The sequence below is a fragment of the Streptomyces sp. CoH27 genome (genome assembly GCF_020181035.1).
Classification (GTDB): Bacteria; Actinomycetota; Actinomycetes; order Streptomycetales; family Streptomycetaceae; genus Streptomyces; species Streptomyces camelliae.
Window position 1 is genome coordinate 82,788 of record NZ_JAIQYY010000014.1, and the last position, 17,877, is coordinate 100,664.

The following is a 17,877-nucleotide window of genomic DNA, read 5'->3' on the forward strand; positions in this document are numbered from 1 at the left end:
CTGCCGGCCGGCGAGCGTGCCGGCTAGTCGTTGTTGGTGAAGATGGCCACCAGCCGCAGCATCTCGACGTAGATCCACACCAGGGTCATGGTGAGACCGAACGCGGCGAGCCAGGACTCGTTCCGCGGGGCGCCGTAGGCGATGCCGTCCTCGATCTGCTTGAAGTCCAGCGTGAGGAAGAACGCGCCGATGAGAACGGCGACGATGCCGACCAGGGCGCCGAGCGGGCCGAAGCTGCGCAGACCGCCGTTCTCGGCGACGCCGAAGACGACCAGCAGCAGGTTGACCGCCATGACGACCATGAAGGCCATCGCGATGGCGAGGCCCATCCGGGCGTAGCGGGCGGTGACGCGGATCCAGCCCGCCTTGTAGACGAGCAGGGTCGCGCCGGCGACCGCCATGGTGCCGAGCACCGCCTGGAACGGGGCGCCGCTCCAGCGGCTGTTGTACATCTCGCTGATGACGCCGAGGAAGACGCCCTCGAACGCGGCGTACCCCAGGATCAGGGCGGGCGACGGGGTGCGCTTGAAGCTCTGGACCATCGCCAGGACGAACGCGACCAGCGCGGAGCCGACGGCCAGGCCGTAGCTCGTCGCCGAGACCGGCAGCAGCGCCCAGGCGAGGACGGCGCCGAGGGCGACCGTGCCGAGCGTCATGGCCGAGCGGACGACGACGTCGTCCATCGTCATCCGGTCGGTGGTGACCGGTGCCTGGGGCGGCGCGCCGTACTGGAGGTCCGCCTGAGCGTAGGGGTTCTGCGCGTACGGGTTCTGCGCGTACGGGTTGCCCTGTGCGTACCCGGCCTGCGGTGCGGTGTTGAAGCCGGCGTAGCCGTTGTCGCGGCTGAACCCCCGTCGCGAGAAGACCGGGTTGCTGCTCCTCATTTCACTCCTCCATGGCTGCCGTGCGCAGCCTTGGCTCAAAGAGTAATGGATTGGCAAAGGGTCGACCATGATACTTGAGGAGGATCTTTCCCCTGCCGTGCTGCCCAACACGCTACGCGTGCGGGCGATTCCCGGCCATGGGTGATCGCGTTCCATGACGAAGCTGCTACCGAACCGAGAGAAAATCGCTCGAACGGCCGACCTACCCGAGCGGGAACCCCGTGTACGCCTCGGCCAGATCGGTCTCGGCCGCGCGCGAGGAGGCGATCCGCTCCAGCCGGGCCAGCTGGAGGCGGGCGTCGAAGGGGGTGGCGTCGGGGGCGGTGTGCAGCAGGGTCGTCATGTCGTAGGAGAACCGCTCGGCCTGCCACACCCGGCGCAGACAGGTCGCCGAGTAGGCGTCGAGGAGGTCCGGGGAGCCGGTCTCCCGCTCGTGGACGAGCGCGCGGGCGAAGGTGACGACGTCGCCGACGGCGAGGTTCAGGCCCTTGGCGCCGGTCGGCGGGACGATGTGGGCCGCGTCGCCGGCGAGGAAGAGCCGGCCGTGGCGCATCGGTTCGTGGACGAAGGAGCGCATGGGCGTGACCGACTTCTGGGTGATCGGCCCGCGCTCCAGCCGCCAGCCGTCGTCCGTCTCGAAGCGCCGGTCGAGTTCCGACCAGATCTCCTCGTCGGTCCACTCCCCCGCCTCCGCGCCCGCCGGCACCTGGAGGTAGAGACGGGACACGGACGGCGAGCGCATCGACAGCAGAGCGAAGCCGCGGTCGTGGCGGGCGTAGACGAGTTCGTCGTGCGAGGGCGCGACGTCGGCGAGGATGCCGAGCCAGGCATAGGGGTACGTCCGCTCGTGCACCCGGGAGAGGGACTCGGGCACCGCCTTGCGCGAGACACCCCAGAAGCCGTCGCACCCGACGACGTACTGACACTCCAGCACCTCCTCGCGCCCCTCGCGGCGGAACCGCACCCGCGGGCTGTCGCTCTCGGCGCCCTCGACGGCGAGCGCCTCCGCCTCGAACAGCAGCGGTCCGCCCTCCTTCAGCTGGAGGGCGATGAGGTCCTTGCACACCTCGGTCTGGGCGTACACCATCACGGACCGTCCGCCGGTGAGGCCGGGGAAGTCCACGCGGTGGCGGGTGCGGTCGAAGCGCAGCTCGATGCCGTCGTGGCGCAGCCCCTCCCGGTCCATCCGCTCCCCGGCGCCCGCCGCGCGCAGCACGTCCACGGTCCCCTGTTCCAGGATCCCGGCGCGCTGGCGGTGTTCGACGTAGGCGCGGTCGTGGGCCTCCAGGACGACCGAGTCGATGCCGGCGCGGTGCAGCAGCCGTGCGAGCAGGAGCCCGGCCGGACCCGCTCCGATGATCCCGACGGTGGTGCGCATCGGCTCCGCCCCTTCCGTAATATTGCCTGCTGTTCGTCTGGTGAAATTTTCTTCACCAACTTTCGAGCGATGAGTCTCCGCCGGGCCGTAGCCGATGTCAATGGGTGAACGAGAGGCGCGGTGGTGCCCGGAGCCGGACTTGAACCGGCACGCCCGCGAAGGGGCAGCGAGGTTTAAGCTCGCCGTGTCTGCATTCCACCATCCGGGCAGGCCATGGGCTCCGCGTCGAGGATCCGAGCCTATCGGGACCCATCCCCCGAACAGCGGAAGGGTGGACCGATGTTGTCTTATTTTATTGACGTCTGAGGGTTCATCAGCCCGCGGAACGCGCCATCCGCACTTGCCAGACAGCGTGACGCGAGGTGGGCAAGCGTGTACGTGAAATGACGGAATTTCACCGTCTGAACGAGGGCGTTCCACCTGTTCTCGACATCGTTCGACAACGTTCGACATGGTCTTCACCGCCCGGCCCTCAGGGTCGGCGGTCCTCCCCAGGTATGACACGGCGGCCTCCCGTCCGACCCGAGTCGCCCTCCGGAACCGGAACAGCGACTGACTTCACGCGCCCTTCCCGCCGAGACGATGGAGCGGTCCCCAGGAACACACGTCACCCCCCGACAGGAGCACCCTCCCGTGACCACCACACCCACCGCCGGCCGGACCACCGCCGTGGCCGCACGCGCCACGGAGTTGTCGAAGATCTACGGACAGGGTGAGACCCGGGTGGTCGCCCTGGACCGGGTCTCGGTCGACTTCCGGCAGGCCGAGTTCACCGCGATCATGGGCCCGTCCGGTTCCGGCAAGTCCACGCTGATGCACTGCGTGGCCGGCCTGGACACCTTCTCCTCGGGGTCCGTCAGGATCGGTGACACCGAGCTGGGCTCCCTGAAGGACAAGCAGCTCACCAAGCTCCGCCGGGACAAGATCGGCTTCATCTTCCAGGCCTTCAACCTGCTGCCGACGCTGACCGCGCTGGAGAACATCACCCTCCCGATGGACATCGCGGGCCGGAAGGCCGACAAGCAGTGGCTGGATCAGGTCATCCAGATGGTCGGACTGTCCGGGCGGCTCAGCCACCGGCCCTCCCAGCTCTCCGGCGGCCAGCAGCAGCGCGTGGCGGTCGCCCGCGCCCTCGCCTCCAAGCCGGACATCATCTTCGGCGACGAGCCGACCGGAAACCTCGACTCGCGCTCCGGCGCCGAGGTGCTGGGCTTCCTGCGCAACTCCGTGCGCGAACTGGGCCAGACCGTCGTCATGGTGACCCACGACCCGGTCGCCGCCGCTTACGCCGACCGCGTGGTCTTCCTGGCCGACGGCCGGATCGTGGACGAGATCTACGGCCCGACCGCCGACGCCGTCCTCGACACGATGAAGCAGTTCGACGCGAAGGGCCGGACCTCCTGATGTTCCGCACCGCCCTGCGCAACGTCCTCGCGCACAAGGCCCGGCTCCTGATGACCGTGCTCGCCGTCATGCTCGGCGTGGCGTTCGTGTCCGGGACGCTCGTCTTCACCAACACCGTCTCCGACGCCTACCAGAAGAGCTCCGCCAAGGGCTTCGACCAGGTCGACGTCGCCGTTCAGCCCAAGTACCAGGACTCCAAGGGCGACCAGGTCGGCCGGACGCCCGAGCTGACCCAGGCCACGCTGGACAAGGCCGCCAAGGTCCCGGGCGCCGCCTCCGCGACCGGTGTCGTCGGCGGCTTCACCGCGCTCGCCGGCAAGGACGGCAAGCTGGCCGGCGGCGACTGGCAGTCCGCCGGCGGCAACTACTGGGGCACCAAGGACGCCCGCTACCCGCTGGTCAGCGGTCACGCCCCGCACGGCAGGGGCGAGGTGCTGATCGACTCCAGGACCGCCGAGCGCACCGGCTACAAGGCCGGCGACACCGTACGGCTCTCCGTCGACGGCCCGGTCCTCACCCCGACCGTCGCGGGCGTCTTCACCACCGACGACGGCAATGTCGCCGCGGGCGGCAGCCTCGTACTCTTCGACACCCCGACCGCGCAGGCGTTGTTCGGCAAGAAGGGCACGTACGACGAGATCGACGTCAAGGCCGCGCCCGGCACCAGCCAGTCCGCGCTGAAGGCCGAGCTGGACAAGGCCCTGCCCACGCACCTGGTGGAGACCACCACCGGCAAGCAGCTCGCCGACGACCAGGCGAAGCAGATCGCCGACTCGATGAGCGGCCTGAAGCAGGCACTGCTGGTGTTCGCCGGTATCGCGCTGTTCGTCGGCACGTTCATCATCGCCAACACCTTCACCATGCTGGTCGCCCAGCGCACCCGCGAACTGGCCCTGCTGCGCGCGGTCGGCGCCTCCCGCCGCCAGGTCACCCGCTCGGTGCTGATCGAGGCGTTCGCGGTCGGCGCGGTCGCCGGTGTGGCCGGGCTCGCCGCCGGTGTCGGCATCGGCGCCGGACTGCGTTCGCTGCTCGGCTCCTTCGGCGCGAGCGTGCCCGACGGGCCGCTGGTGATCACCCCCGGCACCGTCATGTCCGCCCTCGCGGTCGGCATCCTCATCACCATGCTGGCCGCCTGGCTGCCCGGCCGCCGCGCCGCGAAGATCCCGCCGGTGGCGGCGATGAGCAGCGTGCATGCCAAGGCCACCACCAAGTCGCTGGTGCTGCGCAACACGTTCGGCGCGCTGTTCGCGGGGGCCGGCATCGCGGTGGTCCTCGCGGCCACGACGATGAGCACCGACTCCGCCCAGGCCCCGATGGGCATCGGCGCCGTGCTGCTCATCATCGGCGTGTTCATCCTGACCCCGCTGCTGTCCCGCCCGCTGATCGCGGCCGCCGCCCCGGTGCTGCGTGTCTTCGGTGTCTCGGGCAAGCTGGCCCGGCAGAACTCGGTGCGCAACCCGCGCCGTACGGCGGCCACCGCCTCCGCGCTGATGATCGGCCTGACCCTGATCACCGGCATGACGGTGATGGCGGGCAGCCTGCAGACGGCGATCGACAAGATGGCGTCCTCGGCGATCCGCGCGGACTACGTCGTCTCGATGGCCAACCGCTCCCCGCTCTCCCCGGAGGTGGCGACGAAGCTCGCCGCGGCGGACGGTGTCACCGCGAGCAGCCCGCTGCGCAACGCCGTGTCCCGCATCGACGGCAAGACCGAGTACCTGACCGGCGTCGACGGCGCGTCCATCGGCAAGCTGACGGACCTGAAGGTGGACGACGGTTCCTTCACGGTGGGCGGCTCGCAGATCGTCGTCGACAAGAAGCTGGCCACGTCGTACGGCTGGACGCCCGGTTCGCACGTCACCGCGCACTTCGAGGACGGCAAGGCCCGTACGCTCACGGTCGCCGGCATCTACGAGGGCAACCAGATGATCAACGGGATCATGCTCGACAACAAGGTCCTCACCCCGCATCTGAAGGACCCGGCCGACATGCAGGTCATGGTCAAGACGGCGGACGGCGCCTCCAGCGCGACGAAGGACCGGCTGGCGAAGGTCCTCGGCACCAACCCGGCGATCAAGATCCAGGACAAGAAGGACATCTCCAATGACATCGCCCAGCTGTTCACGACGATGCTGAACATGCTCTACGGCCTGCTCGGCATGGCGGTGATCGTCGCGGTCCTCGGAGTCATCAACACCCTGGCCATGTCGGTCTTCGAGCGCTCCCAGGAGATCGGCATGCTCCGCGCGATCGGCCTGGACCGCAAGGCGGTCAAGCGGATGGTCCGGCTGGAGTCCCTGGTGATCTCCCTGTTCGGCGGCGTGCTCGGCGTCGGCCTGGGCGTGTTCTTCGGCTGGGCGGCCGGGCAGCTGCTGGGCACGAAGATGCCGACGTACGAACTGGTCCTGCCCTGGGGCCGGATGGCGGTCTTCCTGCTGCTGGCGGGCGCGGTCGGCGTCCTGGCCGCCCTGTGGCCGGCCCGGCGCGCGGCCAGGCTGAACATGCTGACGGCGATCAAGGCCGAGTAGCCGTACGGCAGTGCGAGGGGCCCCGTTCCGTCACCGGAGCGGGGCCCCTCGCCGTGTCAGTCGTGCCAGGTGCGGGGGCGCAGCCGCAGCCCGGAAGAACCCGACTCCGGGGTGCGGACGGCCAGGACCTGGTTGACGCCGATGCGGTTGCGTTCGAAGGCCAGCGCGCAGGCGGCCATGTACAGCCGCCAGACGCGGGCCCGGCCGGGGCTGGTGAGCCGGACCGCGCGGGCCCAGTCCGCCTCCAGGTTGGCGACCCACTGCCGCAGGGTGCGGGCATAGTGCTCGCGGATCGACTCCACGTCCCGCACCTCGAACCCGGCGCGCTCCAGCTGGGTGACCGTGGTGCCCACGGGTGCGAGTTCGCCGTCGGGGAAGACATAGGCGTCGATGAACGCGTCCACCTCGTACGCCGATTCGTCGCGCTGCGGGCGGCGGGCGATCTGGTGGTTCAGCAGCCGTCCGCCCGGCTTCAGCAGCGCGTACAGCTGGCCCGCGTACTCCAGATAGCGTTCGGCTCCGACGTGTTCGGCCATGCCGATGGAGGAGATGGCGTCGAAGGGCCCGTCCGTCACGTCCCGGTAGTCCTGGACGCGGATCTCCACCCGGTCGGCCAGTCCCTCGTCGGCGACCCGCTTACGGGCGTAGGTGGCCTGTTCCTGGGAGAGGGTGATCCCGACGACGCTCACGCCGTGCTCGCGGGCCGCGTGGATGGCCATCGAGCCCCAGCCGCAGCCGACGTCCAGCAGCCGCTGACCCTCCTTCAGGCCGAGCTTGGCGCAGATGAGTTCGAGCTTGTCGCGCTGGGCGGACTCAAGCGAGCCGCCGTCCTCCCAGTATGCGCAGGAGTACACCATGGACGGGCCCAGGACGAGCTCGTAGAAGTCGTTGCCGACGTCGTAGTGGTGGCTGATGGCCCGCTTGTCGGTATGCCGGCTGTGCAGATGCCTGCGGGGCCTGCGCACCTCCTCGCGCGGCGGGGCGGGCGGGAACGGGGGGCCGACGAGCTTGAGCAGGTCGCGGGCGGCGGCGCGTACGTCCGGGTCGCGCAGGGCTTGAAGGAGGGTCCTGGAGTCCTCCTCGCGCTCCCACACCAGGGCCGCCATCGCGTCGAGGGCGGTGTACAGGTCGCCCTCGATGTCCAGGTCACCGGCGACCCAGGCGCGGGCGAGGCCGAGTTCACCCGGTTTGAACAGCATCCGGCGCAGGGCGCGGCGGTTGCGCACGACCAGCGCCGGCGCGTCCGGCGGCCCGGCCTGCGATCCGTCCCAGGCCCGCAGCCGGAGCGGCAGCGGTGTTCCCAGTACCTGCTCGGCAAGACTCCTCAGCCGCGACGCGGCGTCCGCCATGGCACACCTCCAAGACGAGATCCCGGATGCCGGTTACCACGTAAACGACGTCGGCCACTCCCCGTAATCCCGCAATCGGCCTACCAAGTACCCCCGATCACCCCCGAAAACGCCGGAAGACCTCCCGCACCACGGATGGCGGGAGGTCCTCCGGTTGGTTCAGCGACCGTCGAAGGTCAGGAGGCCTTGGCCTTCTCCTCGGTCTTCGCGGCGGCGACCGGCGCCGGCTTGGCGGCCTCGTAGAACTCCTCGCGGGGGTTCTCCATGGCGCCGAGGGAGACGACCTCGCGCTTGAGGAACATGCTCAGGGTCCAGTCGGCGAAGACGCGGATCTTGCGGTTCCAGGTCGGCATCGCCAGACCGTGGTAGCCACGGTGCATGTACCAGGCGAGGCGGCCCTTGAGCTTGATCTTCATCTTGCCCATGACGATCATCGCCACGCCCTTGTGCAGGCCGAGACCGGCGACCGCACCCTTGTTGGCGTGCTCGTACTCCTTCTGCGGGAAGCCCCGCATACCGGAGACCACGTTGTCGCCGAGGACCCGGGCCTGGCGCAGCGCGTGCTGGGCGTTGGGCGGGCACCAGGCGTTCTCGTTGCCCGCCTTGCGGCCGACGAGGTCCGGGACCTGTGCGTTGTCACCGGCGGCCCAGATGTAGTCCGTGCCCTTGACCTGGAGGGTCGGCTCGCAGTCGACGTGGCCGCGCGGGCCGAGGGGCAGACCGAAGCGGGCGAGGGCCGGGTTCGGCTTGACGCCGGCGGTCCACACGATGGTGTTGGAGTCGACCTCCAGGCCGTTCTTCAGCACCACGTGGCCGTCGACGCAGGAGTCCATCGAGGTGGAGAGGTAGATCTCCACGCCCCGGCCCTCCAGGTGCTCCTTGCCGTACTGGCCGAGCTTGGGACCGACCTCGGGGAGGATCTTGTCGGCGGCGTCGACCAGGATGAAGCGCATGTCCTCGCGGGACACGTTCTTGTAGTACTTGGCCGCGTCCCGGGCCATGTCCTCGACCTCGCCGATGGTCTCCGCGCCCGCGAAGCCACCGCCGATGAAGACGAAGGTGAGCGCCTTGCGGCGGATCTCCTCGTCGGTCGTGGAGTCGGCCTTGTCCAGCTGCTCCAGGACGTGGTTGCGCAGGCCGATGGACTCCTCGATGCCCTTCATGCCGATGCCCTGCTCGGCGAGGCCGGGGATCGGGAAGGTGCGGGAGACCGCGCCCATGGCGATGACGAGGTAGTCGAAGGGCAGCTCGTACGCCTCGCCCACCAGCGGGGCGATCGTGGCGACCTTGCGGTCCTGGTCGATGGTGGTGACCCGGCCGGTGAGGACCTCCGCCTTCGGCAGCACGCGTCGCAGCGGGACGACGACGTGGCGAGGGGAGATGCTGCCGGCGGCGGCTTCGGGGAGGAAGGGCTGGTAGGTCATGTACGACCGGGGGTCGACGACCGTGACGGTCGCCTCTCCGAAGCGCATCTTCTTGAGGATGCGCCGAGCTGCGTACAGGCCTACGTACCCACCGCCTACTACGAGGATCCTGGGACGCTCCGTGGTGCTCATGGCATCGAGTATCCACCCGCCTCTTGAGCGGTGCTCGTGCGCCCCTTCACAAGGTCCTACAGGGCCTGTGCTAAACTCCGCGGCCCGCGTGACGCAGGTCATGTCGGGGAAGGGGAACCCACGGGCGGTCTGACCCGTTGTCAAGGCCGCGTGAGCTGCCTCTCTGCCCCGGCGGCCGTCGCGTGAGGCGCCCGGGAGAGCCCTCGCGGACACCCTCCCGAAACACCCTCGTACCACTCGGCTGAGCACGCTCAAAGGCCCATTGAGCCCCCGAAAGGGCCAAGCGGGGGCTTCTGATCCCCCGCCGGGACCGATTTCCTTGTGAAGAACTTCACGAACTTTTCCGACGGCGTGTCATCGGAACCCTCGAACAGCCCGCTCACACGTTATCCAACCTGCTCAACGGAGGCTACCGGTGAGTAGCAAAGGGGCGGGAAAGAGACCCTCACGCCCCCTGCGAGGCTCATGCGAGGGACCAGGCGATCCCGTCCAGGATGTCGTGTTCGCTCACCACGACCTCCTCGGCACCGACGCGTTCCATGATCGCGAGCAGGACGAGGGCGCCCGCGGCGATGACGTCGACCCGGCCCGGATGCAGGGACGGCACCGCGGCGCGCTCGGCGTGCGTGGAGCGCAGCAGCCACTCGGTGATCTCGCGGACGCGGTCGTGCGAGACCCGGGAGTGGTGGATGCGCGCGGAGTCGTACTCGGGCAGCTCCTGGGCGATGGCCGAGACGGTGGTGACGGACCCGGCGAGGCCCACCAGCGTGTGCGCCTCGCGCAGCGGCACCGTCTGCTCCGCCAGGTCCAGGGCGGCCTCGACGTCGGCCCTTATGGCCGCGATCTGCTCCTCAGTGGGCGGGTCGGAGACCTCGCCGCCGTGCACCAGGTGCCGCTCGGTCATCCGCACACAGCCGACGTCCACGGACCTCGCGGCCCGGACGTGTTCGTTCCCCACGACGAACTCCGTGGAGCCGCCGCCGATGTCCACGACGAGATACGGCTGGGTGAGGTCGGCCCGACCGGTCAGCTCCTTCGTGGCGCCGGTGAAGGAGAACTCGGCCTCCTGGTCGCCCGTGATCACCTCCGGCTCGACCCCGAGGATGTCCAGCACGCCCCGCACGAACTCGTCGCGGTTCTCGGCGTCCCGGGAGGCGGAGGTGGCGACGAAGCGGAGCTTCTCGGCGCCGTGCTCCTTGATGATCGCGGCGTACTCGCGGCACGCGGCGAACGTCCGCTCCAGCGCCTCCGGTGCGAGCCGCCCGGTGCGGTCGACGCCCTGGCCGAGCCGCACGATCGTCATCCGGCGGTCCAGGTCGACCAGTTCACCGGTCTCGGGGTCGGCGTCGGCGACGAGCAGCCGGATGGAGTTGGTGCCGCAGTCGATGGCGGCGACGCGGGTCACTTCTCGTCCTCCTCGGTGGGGAGCGGCTCGGTGCCTTCGCCGAGCGTCACGCACGCGCCCTTGCGCCACCACTCCGGCAGCATCGCCAGGGCCTCGTCGCCGAGCGGGTTCACACCCGGCCCCGCGGCCAGCGAGTGGGCCACCAGGACGTGCAGGCACTTGACCCGGTCCGGCATGCCGCCCGCGCTCGGGAAGCCCGTCAGCTCCTCGATCTCGTCCCGGCGCCGGATGTAGTCCTCGTGCGCGGCCCGGTAGGCGGCGGCCAGCTCCGGGTCGGTCCCCAGCCGCTCCGTCATCTCCTTCATCACGCCGTTCGCCTCCAGCGTGCCGATGGCGGAGGACGCCTTCGGGCACGTCAGGTAGTACAGCGTCGGGAACGGCGTGCCGTCGGGCAGCCGCGGCGCCGTCTCCACGACGTCCGGCTGACCGCAGGGGCAGCGGTGCGCGATGGCCCGCAGACCCCGCGGCGGACGGCCGAGCTGCTGCTTGAAGGCCGCTACGTCCGCGGCGGTGGGCTCGGTGCGCGGGGTGGGCGGCGGAGGCGTTTCCATGACTGCTTCAGATCGGCTTTCTGTCGTTTCACTGGTCCGAGGCGTCGGACTGTCGGTTCACTGGTCCGAGGCGTCGGACTTGTCGATTCCGTCCCAGACGTTGGCGTACCAGGGACGCTGGGCGGCCCTCAGGTCGGCGCGGGACTGCCGGGCGGCGCCCGGCTCGACGATCACGTACCCGGTCTCCCCCGGCATCACATAGTGCAGCCGGCGCCGGATCTGCTGCTCGGCGTAGGCGTCGTCCTGCCAGCGTGCCTTGAGGTCGCGCAGCTGCTCCACGCGCTCACGGGCCTGCTCCTGCTGCCGCTGGAGGTCGGAGATCTGCGCGCGCTGGGAGACGTACTGGCGCATCGGATAGGCGAGGGCGACGATGATCGAGCACAGCACCAGCGCGAGCAGGGCCGCGCGGCCGGTGAGCCGGGAGCGGCGGGCCTGCCGCTTGGTCTGGGAGCGGTAGACCCGCGCCGCCGTCTGCTCGCCGAGCAGCCGCAGCCGGGTCGCGGTGGAGAACCGGTCCCGGTCCTTCACGGCCATGATCCCCGCCTCCCGTCCATCCCGTCGGTCCCGTACACACACGCGCGTACGTCCCCGGACACGGTACGGGACCGGGTACGGGGACGTACGTACGACTGGCTAAGCCTTACGCCAGGTTGGCTCAGCCCTTGCTGTGCCTGATGGTCCGCAGAGCGGACGTCCGGGAAGGCTCAGCCTTTGAAGCGGGGGAAGGCGCTGCGGCCGGCGTACACCGCGGCGTCGTCGAGGATCTCCTCGATGCGCAGCAGCTGGTTGTACTTGGCGACGCGCTCGGAGCGGGCCGGGGCGCCGGTCTTGATCTGGCCGCAGTTGGTGGCGACGGCGAGGTCGGCGATGGTGACGTCCTCGGTCTCGCCGGAGCGGTGCGACATCATGCACTTGAAGCCGTTGCGCTGGGCCAGCTCGACGGCGTCCAGGGTCTCGGTCAGCGAACCGATCTGGTTGACCTTGACCAGCAGGGCGTTGGCGGTGCCCTCCTCGATGCCGCGGGCGAGGCGCTCGGGGTTGGTGACGAACAGGTCGTCGCCGACGAGCTGGACCTTGTCGCCGAGCTTGTCGGTGATGACCTTCCAGCCGGCCCAGTCGTCCTCGAACAGCGGGTCCTCGATGGAGACGAGCGGGTAGGCCTCGACGAGCTCCTCGTAGTACTCCGTCATCTCGGCGGCGGAGCGCTCCTTGCCCTCGAAGAGGTACTTGCCGTCCTTGTAGAACTCGGAGGCGGCGACGTCGAGCGCGAGGGCGATCTGCTGGCCGGGGATGTAACCGGCCTCCTTGATGGCCTCAAGGATGAGGTCGAGCGCGGCGCGGTTGGACTCCAGGTTCGGGGCGAAGCCGCCCTCGTCGCCGAGGCCGGTGGCCAGGCCCTTGCTCTTCAGGACCTTCTTCAGCGTGTGGTAGACCTCGGCACCCCAGCGCAGGGCCTCGGAGAAGGACTCCGCGCCGATCGGGGCGATCATGAACTCCTGGATGTCCACGTTGGAGTCGGCGTGCGAGCCACCGTTCAGGATGTTCATCATCGGCACCGGCAGCAGGTGCGCGTTCGGGCCGCCCAGGTAGCGGAACAGCGGCAGGTCGCTGGCCTCGGAGGCGGCGTGGGCGACGGCGAGGGAGACGCCGAGGATGGCGTTGGCGCCGAGGGAGCCCTTGTTGTCGGTGGCGTCCAGGTCGAACATGGCCTGGTCGATCAGGCGCTGCTCGGTGGCGTCGTAGCCGACCAGCTCCGGGCCGATCTGCTCGATGACGGCGAGGACGGCCTTCTCGACACCCTTGCCCTGGTAGCGGTTCGGGTCACCGTCGCGCAGCTCGATGGCCTCGAAGGCACCGGTCGAGGCGCCGGACGGGACGGCGGCACGACCCGTGCTGCCGTCGTCGAGGCCGACCTCGACCTCGACCGTGGGGTTGCCTCGGGAGTCCAGGATTTCCCGGGCTACGACGACGTCGATGGACGGCACGAGCATCTCCTTCTTGGATGTGACGCTGGAAGTGCGGGGCTGTCTGCCTTACGGCTGTGCCTTGCGACTAGAGCCTAACCGTCCCGGGGCTGTCGGCCACCGACCGACCGTCCCGTGGACGGGGAGGGACATGCAGACGGTACCCATTGTTCATGAGCGGAACAAAGAGGGGTGGGGGTGAAGAACGGGGAAACGGGAGGGGAAACAGGAGCGGACATGAAAACCCCGCCCCGGCGCGTACGGGGGAACACGCGCCGGGGCGGGGAGCCCGTGGGGACGGGGGGTGGCCCTCACGGGGGCTTCAGTGTGGGGGGAAGGGCTGTGAGAGCACTGTGCGTCCGGCCGGAGCCGGATGTCACTTCAGGTGCAGCTGCTGGCCCGGGTAGATGAGGTTGGCGTCCTGGACGATGTCCTTGTTCAGCTTGAACAGCTTCTGCCAGCCGCCGGCGACGTGGTGCTTCTCGGCGATGGCGCTGAGGGTGTCACCCTTGACGACCTTGTACTCGCCGTCGCCCTTCTTGACCGTCTTGCCGGTCGGGGTGGTGACGGTCTTGCTCGCCGAGGGCGCGGTGCGCGTGGTGGAGCGGGTGGCGGCCTGCTGGTCGGTGGAGCGGGTGGCGGTGCCGCTGCTCGTGCTCGGCGCGGCCGTCTTCGACGAGGCGGTGGGGGCGGAGCCGTTGTACGCCGCGGAGGACAGGCCCGTGCCGCAGACCGGCCAGGCGCCCTTGCCCTGGCCCGCGAGGACCTTCTCGGCGACGGCTATCTGCTGCGCCTTGGAGGCGAGGTCGGCGCGCGCGGCGTAGGCGGTGCCGCCGTAGGCGGCCCAGGTGGAGTTGGTGAACTGCAGGCCGCCGTAGAAGCCGTTGCCGGTGTTGATGGACCAGTTGCCGCCCGACTCGCACTGGGCGACCGCGTCCCACTCGGAGGCGGTGGCGGCGGAGGCGTTGCCGGCCGCCATCAGCGGGGCGGCGACAGCGGCACCGGTGACACCGGCGAGCGCGACGACACGGACGGCCTTGGACGGGCGACGGTGCTTGCCCTTGCCGGAAAACAGCATGGATCGATCCCCTCACCGACGCCTGCGAGGTGAGCTGTCGGGTTCGGGCCGGTTGAGTTGCCCGGTCGCACGCCCGCTGTCGCGGGCCTGCGGCTTCACCCCAAGCCGGTGCCGGCAGCCTCAACTGCCGGTTCCGGCGCCTACCTTGGGTCCCCCGCTCCTGCCTACGGCGCATGACGCGACGACTGTTCCCGGACGACCGCTGGCAGGATTCGGCGTTGCGGCTGCCGGGGCTCGTGGTGACGAGCGGTCCTGACCGTAGACACGGAATCGACGGAATTTCAAAGACGATCAGGGCTTCTGAGACTCATCCCACACTTTCGCCAAACCGGACATTTAGCGATCAATCAGGGCGTCAATTCCCCCTGCTTCGCGTCCGTTTCGTGACGCACTTCCAGGGTCTGACCGGCGGTGATGTGGTTCGGGTCGGCGCCGACGACGCTCTTGTTGTCGTCGTAGAGCGCATGCCATCCGCCGTGGACGCCAAGGGAGTCGGCGATGGAGGCGAGGGTGTCGCCCGCCTGGACGGTGTAGGTGCCCGGCTGAGGGTTCGCGTGACGGCCGGAGGGTTGGCCGTTCTGACCGTTTGTGAGGCTTTCGTCCGCACTGTCGCCGCGGTGACGTCCGCCACTGCTGAGGGCTCCGGTGTCGACGAGGCTCCAAGAGCCGACACTCTGCCGGGAATTGTCCGACTCGTCGGTCCCGGGGGTGGCCGCGGGCGAGCTGTCGCCCCCCGGCGAGTTCCCGCCACCGGGGGAGCCGCTGGAACCGGCGGAACCGGTCGAACCCGAGGAACCGGATGAGCCCGCCTTGTCGGTCTTGTCCGTCTTGGGGTTGCCGCTCTCAGTGGAACCGCCGCCCGCGCCCTGCGCCTTGCCGGCACCGCCGCCCCGCCCCGGGGCCGTCGAGGCACTGGAACCCGGCGAAGAGTCCGCACCGGAGCCGGACTTCGAACCGGACTGGGACCCCGAGCCGGAACCGGAACCGGCGCCAGTAGAGGATGAATCCGACAGACCGGACGAGTTGGAGCCGTCCGCCGATCCGGAGCCGCCACCCGACCTCGCGCTGCTCCCGGAGCCCCCGACGCCCGTGTCGACGTCGACCGAACCCGAGCTGGAGGTCAGCCCGGCGGTCAGCGCGCACATGGTCCACGGCTTGGTGCCCTGGTCGGCGAGGATCTTCTCGGCGACGGCGATCTGCTGGGAGCGGCTGGCCTGGTCGGCGCTCTGGGCGTACTGCGTGCCGCCGTACTTGTCCCAGTCGTCCTGCGATATCTGCAGGCCGCCGTAGTACCCGTTGCCGGTGTCCGCGCTCCAGGAACCTCCGCTCTCGCACTCGGCGACCTTGTCCCACGTGGTGCCGTCGGCGGCGCTGGCGCTCGCGGCACCGAGCAGCGGGATCGCGATGGCGGAGCCGGTCACTCCGGCCGCGACGAGGAGAGCCGGAGCCTGACGGGGGCGACGGTGACGACCGTTCCCGGTGAGCATGCGGAAACCTTTCGTGCGACAGCAGGGCCGGCGCGGCGGGTGATGCCTGTCGCCACGCTGATGGGTGAACGTATCGGCAGACGATCACTAGTCACAAGTTAATGCCGCGCAGATCACGTGAAGATCACAGAGTTGAAGGTTTGTCATCTCCTCCTCACGCGTCCTCACACCACGCCCGACGCTCCGGTTCCGTCCGCTTTGTCACCCGTCTTCGTCACCCGCCGGGAACGGCGGCGCCTCACGCCCGGCGCGTGGAGCGGCCGCGACCATGGACTCGACATGACCCCGGGGGCTTCCCACCCAGGAGGAGACGATGGTTTTGCACACCCGGCTGCCCGGTGAGTCCGCGGACTACCTCGCCGCCCGCGAGGAACTCCGCCACGCCGAGATCGAGCTCATGCGCCACCGCGAGAAGGTCGCGGCCCTGCGCAGGGCGCTTCCGCAGGGCGCCGGCGTCGACGACTACGTCTTTCTCGAAGGCCCCGCCGACCTCCATGCCGGCGACACCCCCGTCCGCGAGGTCAGGCTGAGCGAACTGTTCACCGGCCCCGGCCGGCCGTTGATCGTCTACCACCTCATGTACGGCAAACGGCAGACCGACCCGTGCCCGATGTGCACCCTGTGGATCGACGGCTTCAACGGCGTCGCCCACCACGTCGCCCGGAACGCCGACCTCGTCGTCGTCGCGGCCGCCGACCCGCCCGTCCTGCGGCAGCACGCCCGCAGCCGCGACTGGTCCCGGCTGCGTCTGCTGAGCGCCGGGGACAGCACCTTCAAGTACGACCTGGGCAGCGAGGACGAGGACGGGGTTCAGGACTCCACCGTCTCCGTCTTCACCCGGGACCCGGACGGCACGGTCCGCCACTTCTACTCCGCCCACCCCCGTATGGCCGAGGACATCGACCAGCGCGGCCTCGACCTCCTCAACCCCGTCTGGCACCTCCTCGACCTGACGCCGGGCGGCCGTGGCGACTGGTTCGCGGGACTGGACTACTGACGGCCGCCGGCTCCCGCGCAGCCGGCGCTACCGGGCGGTCGGCGTGAACTCCACGGGCAGTGTGCGCAGGCCCCGCATGATGAGCCCGCCGCGCCAACGCAGGTCGGCCGGATCGGCGGCGAGGCGCAGATCGGGCAGCCGGGTGAGCAGCGTGGCGAGCGCGCTCTGCCCCTCCAGGCGGGCGAGCGGCGCGCCGAGGCAGTAGTGGATGCCGTGGCCGTAGCCGAGGTGCTGGTTGTCCCGGCGGGAGAGGTCCAGCACATCCGGGTCGGCGAACCGCTCCGGGTCCCGGTCGGCCGCGGCGAGCACCACGAGCACCGGGTCGCCGGGCGCGATGTCCTGCCCCCCGACGGTGAGCTGCTCGGTGGCAAACCGCCAGGTGGCCAGCTCCACCGGGCCGTCGTAGCGCAGGAGTTCCTCGACCCCGGTCTCCAGCAGGTCCCGCTCCCCGCGTGCCAGGGAGTCCTGCAGCCGCCGGCGCTGCCCGGGGTGGGTGAGCAGCGCGTAGGTGCCGTTGCCGATCAGGTTCACGGTCGTCTCGAAACCGGCGAACAGCAGGATGAACGCCATCGCGGCGGCCTCGTTCTCCGTGAGGTGCTCACCGTGGTCGGAGGCGCGGATGAGACCGGAGATCAGGTCCTCGCCGGGCGCGGGCTCGGCGGGCAGCGCCTCGCGCTTCTTGTGGATCAGCTCGGCGAGGTAGCCGCGCATCTTCTTGACGGACCGCGCGACCCCGCCCCTGGGCCCTCCCCCGTGCCGGATCATCATCCCCGCCCAGTCCCGGAAGTCGTCCTGGTCCTCGCGCGGGACGCCGAGCATGTCGCAGATGGCGTAGATGGGCAGCGGGAAGGCGAACTCGTGGATGAGGTCGGCCGACCCCCTTTCCGCGAACTGGTCGATGAGCTGGTCGGTCAGCTCCTGCACCCGGGGCGCGAACTCGGCCACGCGCCGGGGCGTGAACGCCTTGCTGACCAGCCGGCGCAGCCGGGTGTGGTCCGGCGGGTCGATGTTCAGCAGATGCGTCATCAGCTCGGCCTTGCGCTCGCCGGGGATACCAGTCTTCCCCTTGGCGTGCGCGGGCTCGTCGTGATGCGCCGGGTTCTTGCTCAGTCGCTGGTCGGCGAGGGCCTGCTTGGCATCGCCGTACCGGGTGACCAGCCAGGCCTCGACCCCACTGGGCAACCGCGTCCGGTGCACCGGCGCGTGCTCCCGCAGCCAGGCGTAGGCCGGGTACGGATCGGCGGCGAACTCCCAGGTGAACAGCTCGGGGGCGGAGGCAGTGCCTTCGGCGTGGGC

General features: G+C 69.9%; 14 protein-coding genes, 1 tRNA gene and 1 riboswitch. Of the genes, 3 read left to right on the forward strand and 12 right to left on the reverse strand.

All coding sequences use genetic code 11. The features are described from left to right. Window positions 1–23: 23 nt before the first annotated feature. The 3 genes from LE548_RS24455 to LE548_RS24465 form a co-directional block, all read right to left on the reverse strand. Window positions 24–884, reverse strand: a complete 861-nt coding sequence (locus LE548_RS24455; RefSeq protein WP_225099095.1) for a Bax inhibitor-1/YccA family protein — start codon at window positions 882–884, stop codon at window positions 24–26. Between the two features lie 202 nt (window positions 885–1,086). Further along, a complete protein-coding gene (locus tag LE548_RS24460) occupies window positions 1,087–2,262 on the reverse strand; it encodes a 4-hydroxybenzoate 3-monooxygenase (protein ID WP_225099096.1) in 1,176 nt (391 codons plus the stop codon). Between the two features lie 121 nt (window positions 2,263–2,383). Then, a tRNA-Leu gene (locus LE548_RS24465) sits at window positions 2,384–2,470 on the reverse strand. Between the two features lie 425 nt (window positions 2,471–2,895). On the opposite strand from LE548_RS24465, the gene LE548_RS24470 reads away from it, so the two are divergent. Both LE548_RS24470 and LE548_RS24475 read left to right on the forward strand, forming a co-directional pair. Continuing rightward, entirely contained in the window at window positions 2,896–3,666 is a 771-nt protein-coding gene (locus LE548_RS24470) for an ABC transporter ATP-binding protein (RefSeq protein ID WP_225099097.1), read from the forward strand. Further along, window positions 3,666–6,194, forward strand: coding sequence for an ABC transporter permease (locus LE548_RS24475; protein WP_225099098.1), 2,529 nt, complete (start codon window positions 3,666–3,668; stop codon window positions 6,192–6,194). Before LE548_RS24470 ends, LE548_RS24475 begins: the two co-directional genes overlap by 1 nt. Before the next feature lie 56 nt (window positions 6,195–6,250). Here LE548_RS24475 and LE548_RS24480 read toward each other — a convergent pair whose 3' ends face one another. The 8 genes from LE548_RS24480 to LE548_RS24515 form a co-directional block, all read right to left on the reverse strand. Further along, the gene (locus LE548_RS24480) at window positions 6,251–7,543 is read right to left on the reverse strand and encodes a cyclopropane-fatty-acyl-phospholipid synthase family protein (protein ID WP_225099099.1); all 1,293 of its coding nucleotides are present in this window, start codon (window positions 7,541–7,543) and stop codon (window positions 6,251–6,253) included. A gap of 176 nt (window positions 7,544–7,719) precedes the next feature. Continuing rightward, window positions 7,720–9,099, reverse strand: a complete 1,380-nt coding sequence (locus LE548_RS24485) for an NAD(P)/FAD-dependent oxidoreductase (RefSeq protein ID WP_225099100.1) — start codon at window positions 9,097–9,099, stop codon at window positions 7,720–7,722. Between the two features lie 463 nt (window positions 9,100–9,562). Next, window positions 9,563–10,504: a Ppx/GppA phosphatase family protein gene (locus tag LE548_RS24490; RefSeq protein ID WP_225099101.1), complete on the reverse strand. Its 942-nt coding sequence runs from the start codon at window positions 10,502–10,504 to the stop codon at window positions 9,563–9,565. After that, window positions 10,501–11,055, reverse strand: coding sequence for a DUF501 domain-containing protein (locus LE548_RS24495; protein WP_225099102.1), 555 nt, complete (start codon window positions 11,053–11,055; stop codon window positions 10,501–10,503). Before LE548_RS24495 ends, LE548_RS24490 begins: the two co-directional genes overlap by 4 nt. 57 nt (window positions 11,056–11,112) lie before the next feature. After that, complete coding sequence (locus tag LE548_RS24500) at window positions 11,113–11,589, reverse strand: septum formation initiator family protein (protein ID WP_225099103.1); 477 nt, start codon at window positions 11,587–11,589, stop codon at window positions 11,113–11,115. A gap of 170 nt (window positions 11,590–11,759) precedes the next feature. Then, entirely contained in the window at window positions 11,760–13,046 is a 1,287-nt protein-coding gene (gene eno / locus LE548_RS24505; RefSeq protein WP_225099104.1) for a phosphopyruvate hydratase, read from the reverse strand. Between the two features lie 349 nt (window positions 13,047–13,395). Then, on the reverse strand, window positions 13,396–14,097 hold the full coding sequence (locus LE548_RS24510; protein ID WP_225099105.1) for a transglycosylase family protein: 702 nt from the start codon (window positions 14,095–14,097) through the stop codon (window positions 13,396–13,398). 4 nt (window positions 14,098–14,101) lie between these two features. Continuing rightward, window positions 14,102–14,279, reverse strand: a riboswitch (cyclic di-AMP (ydaO/yuaA leader). A gap of 165 nt (window positions 14,280–14,444) precedes the next feature. After that, entirely contained in the window at window positions 14,445–15,584 is a 1,140-nt protein-coding gene (locus LE548_RS24515; protein WP_225099106.1) for a transglycosylase family protein, read from the reverse strand. 313 nt (window positions 15,585–15,897) lie between these two features. Between LE548_RS24515 and LE548_RS24520 the strand changes: the two genes are divergently transcribed. After that, the gene (locus tag LE548_RS24520; protein ID WP_225099107.1) at window positions 15,898–16,581 is read left to right on the forward strand and encodes a DUF899 family protein; all 684 of its coding nucleotides are present in this window, start codon (window positions 15,898–15,900) and stop codon (window positions 16,579–16,581) included. Window positions 16,582–16,608: 27 nt separating this feature from the next. Here LE548_RS24520 and LE548_RS24525 read toward each other — a convergent pair whose 3' ends face one another. Next, window positions 16,609–17,844 (reverse strand): cytochrome P450, encoded by a 1,236-nt coding sequence (locus tag LE548_RS24525; RefSeq protein WP_225099237.1) that lies wholly within the window; start codon window positions 17,842–17,844, stop codon window positions 16,609–16,611. Window positions 17,845–17,877 lie beyond the last annotated feature (33 nt).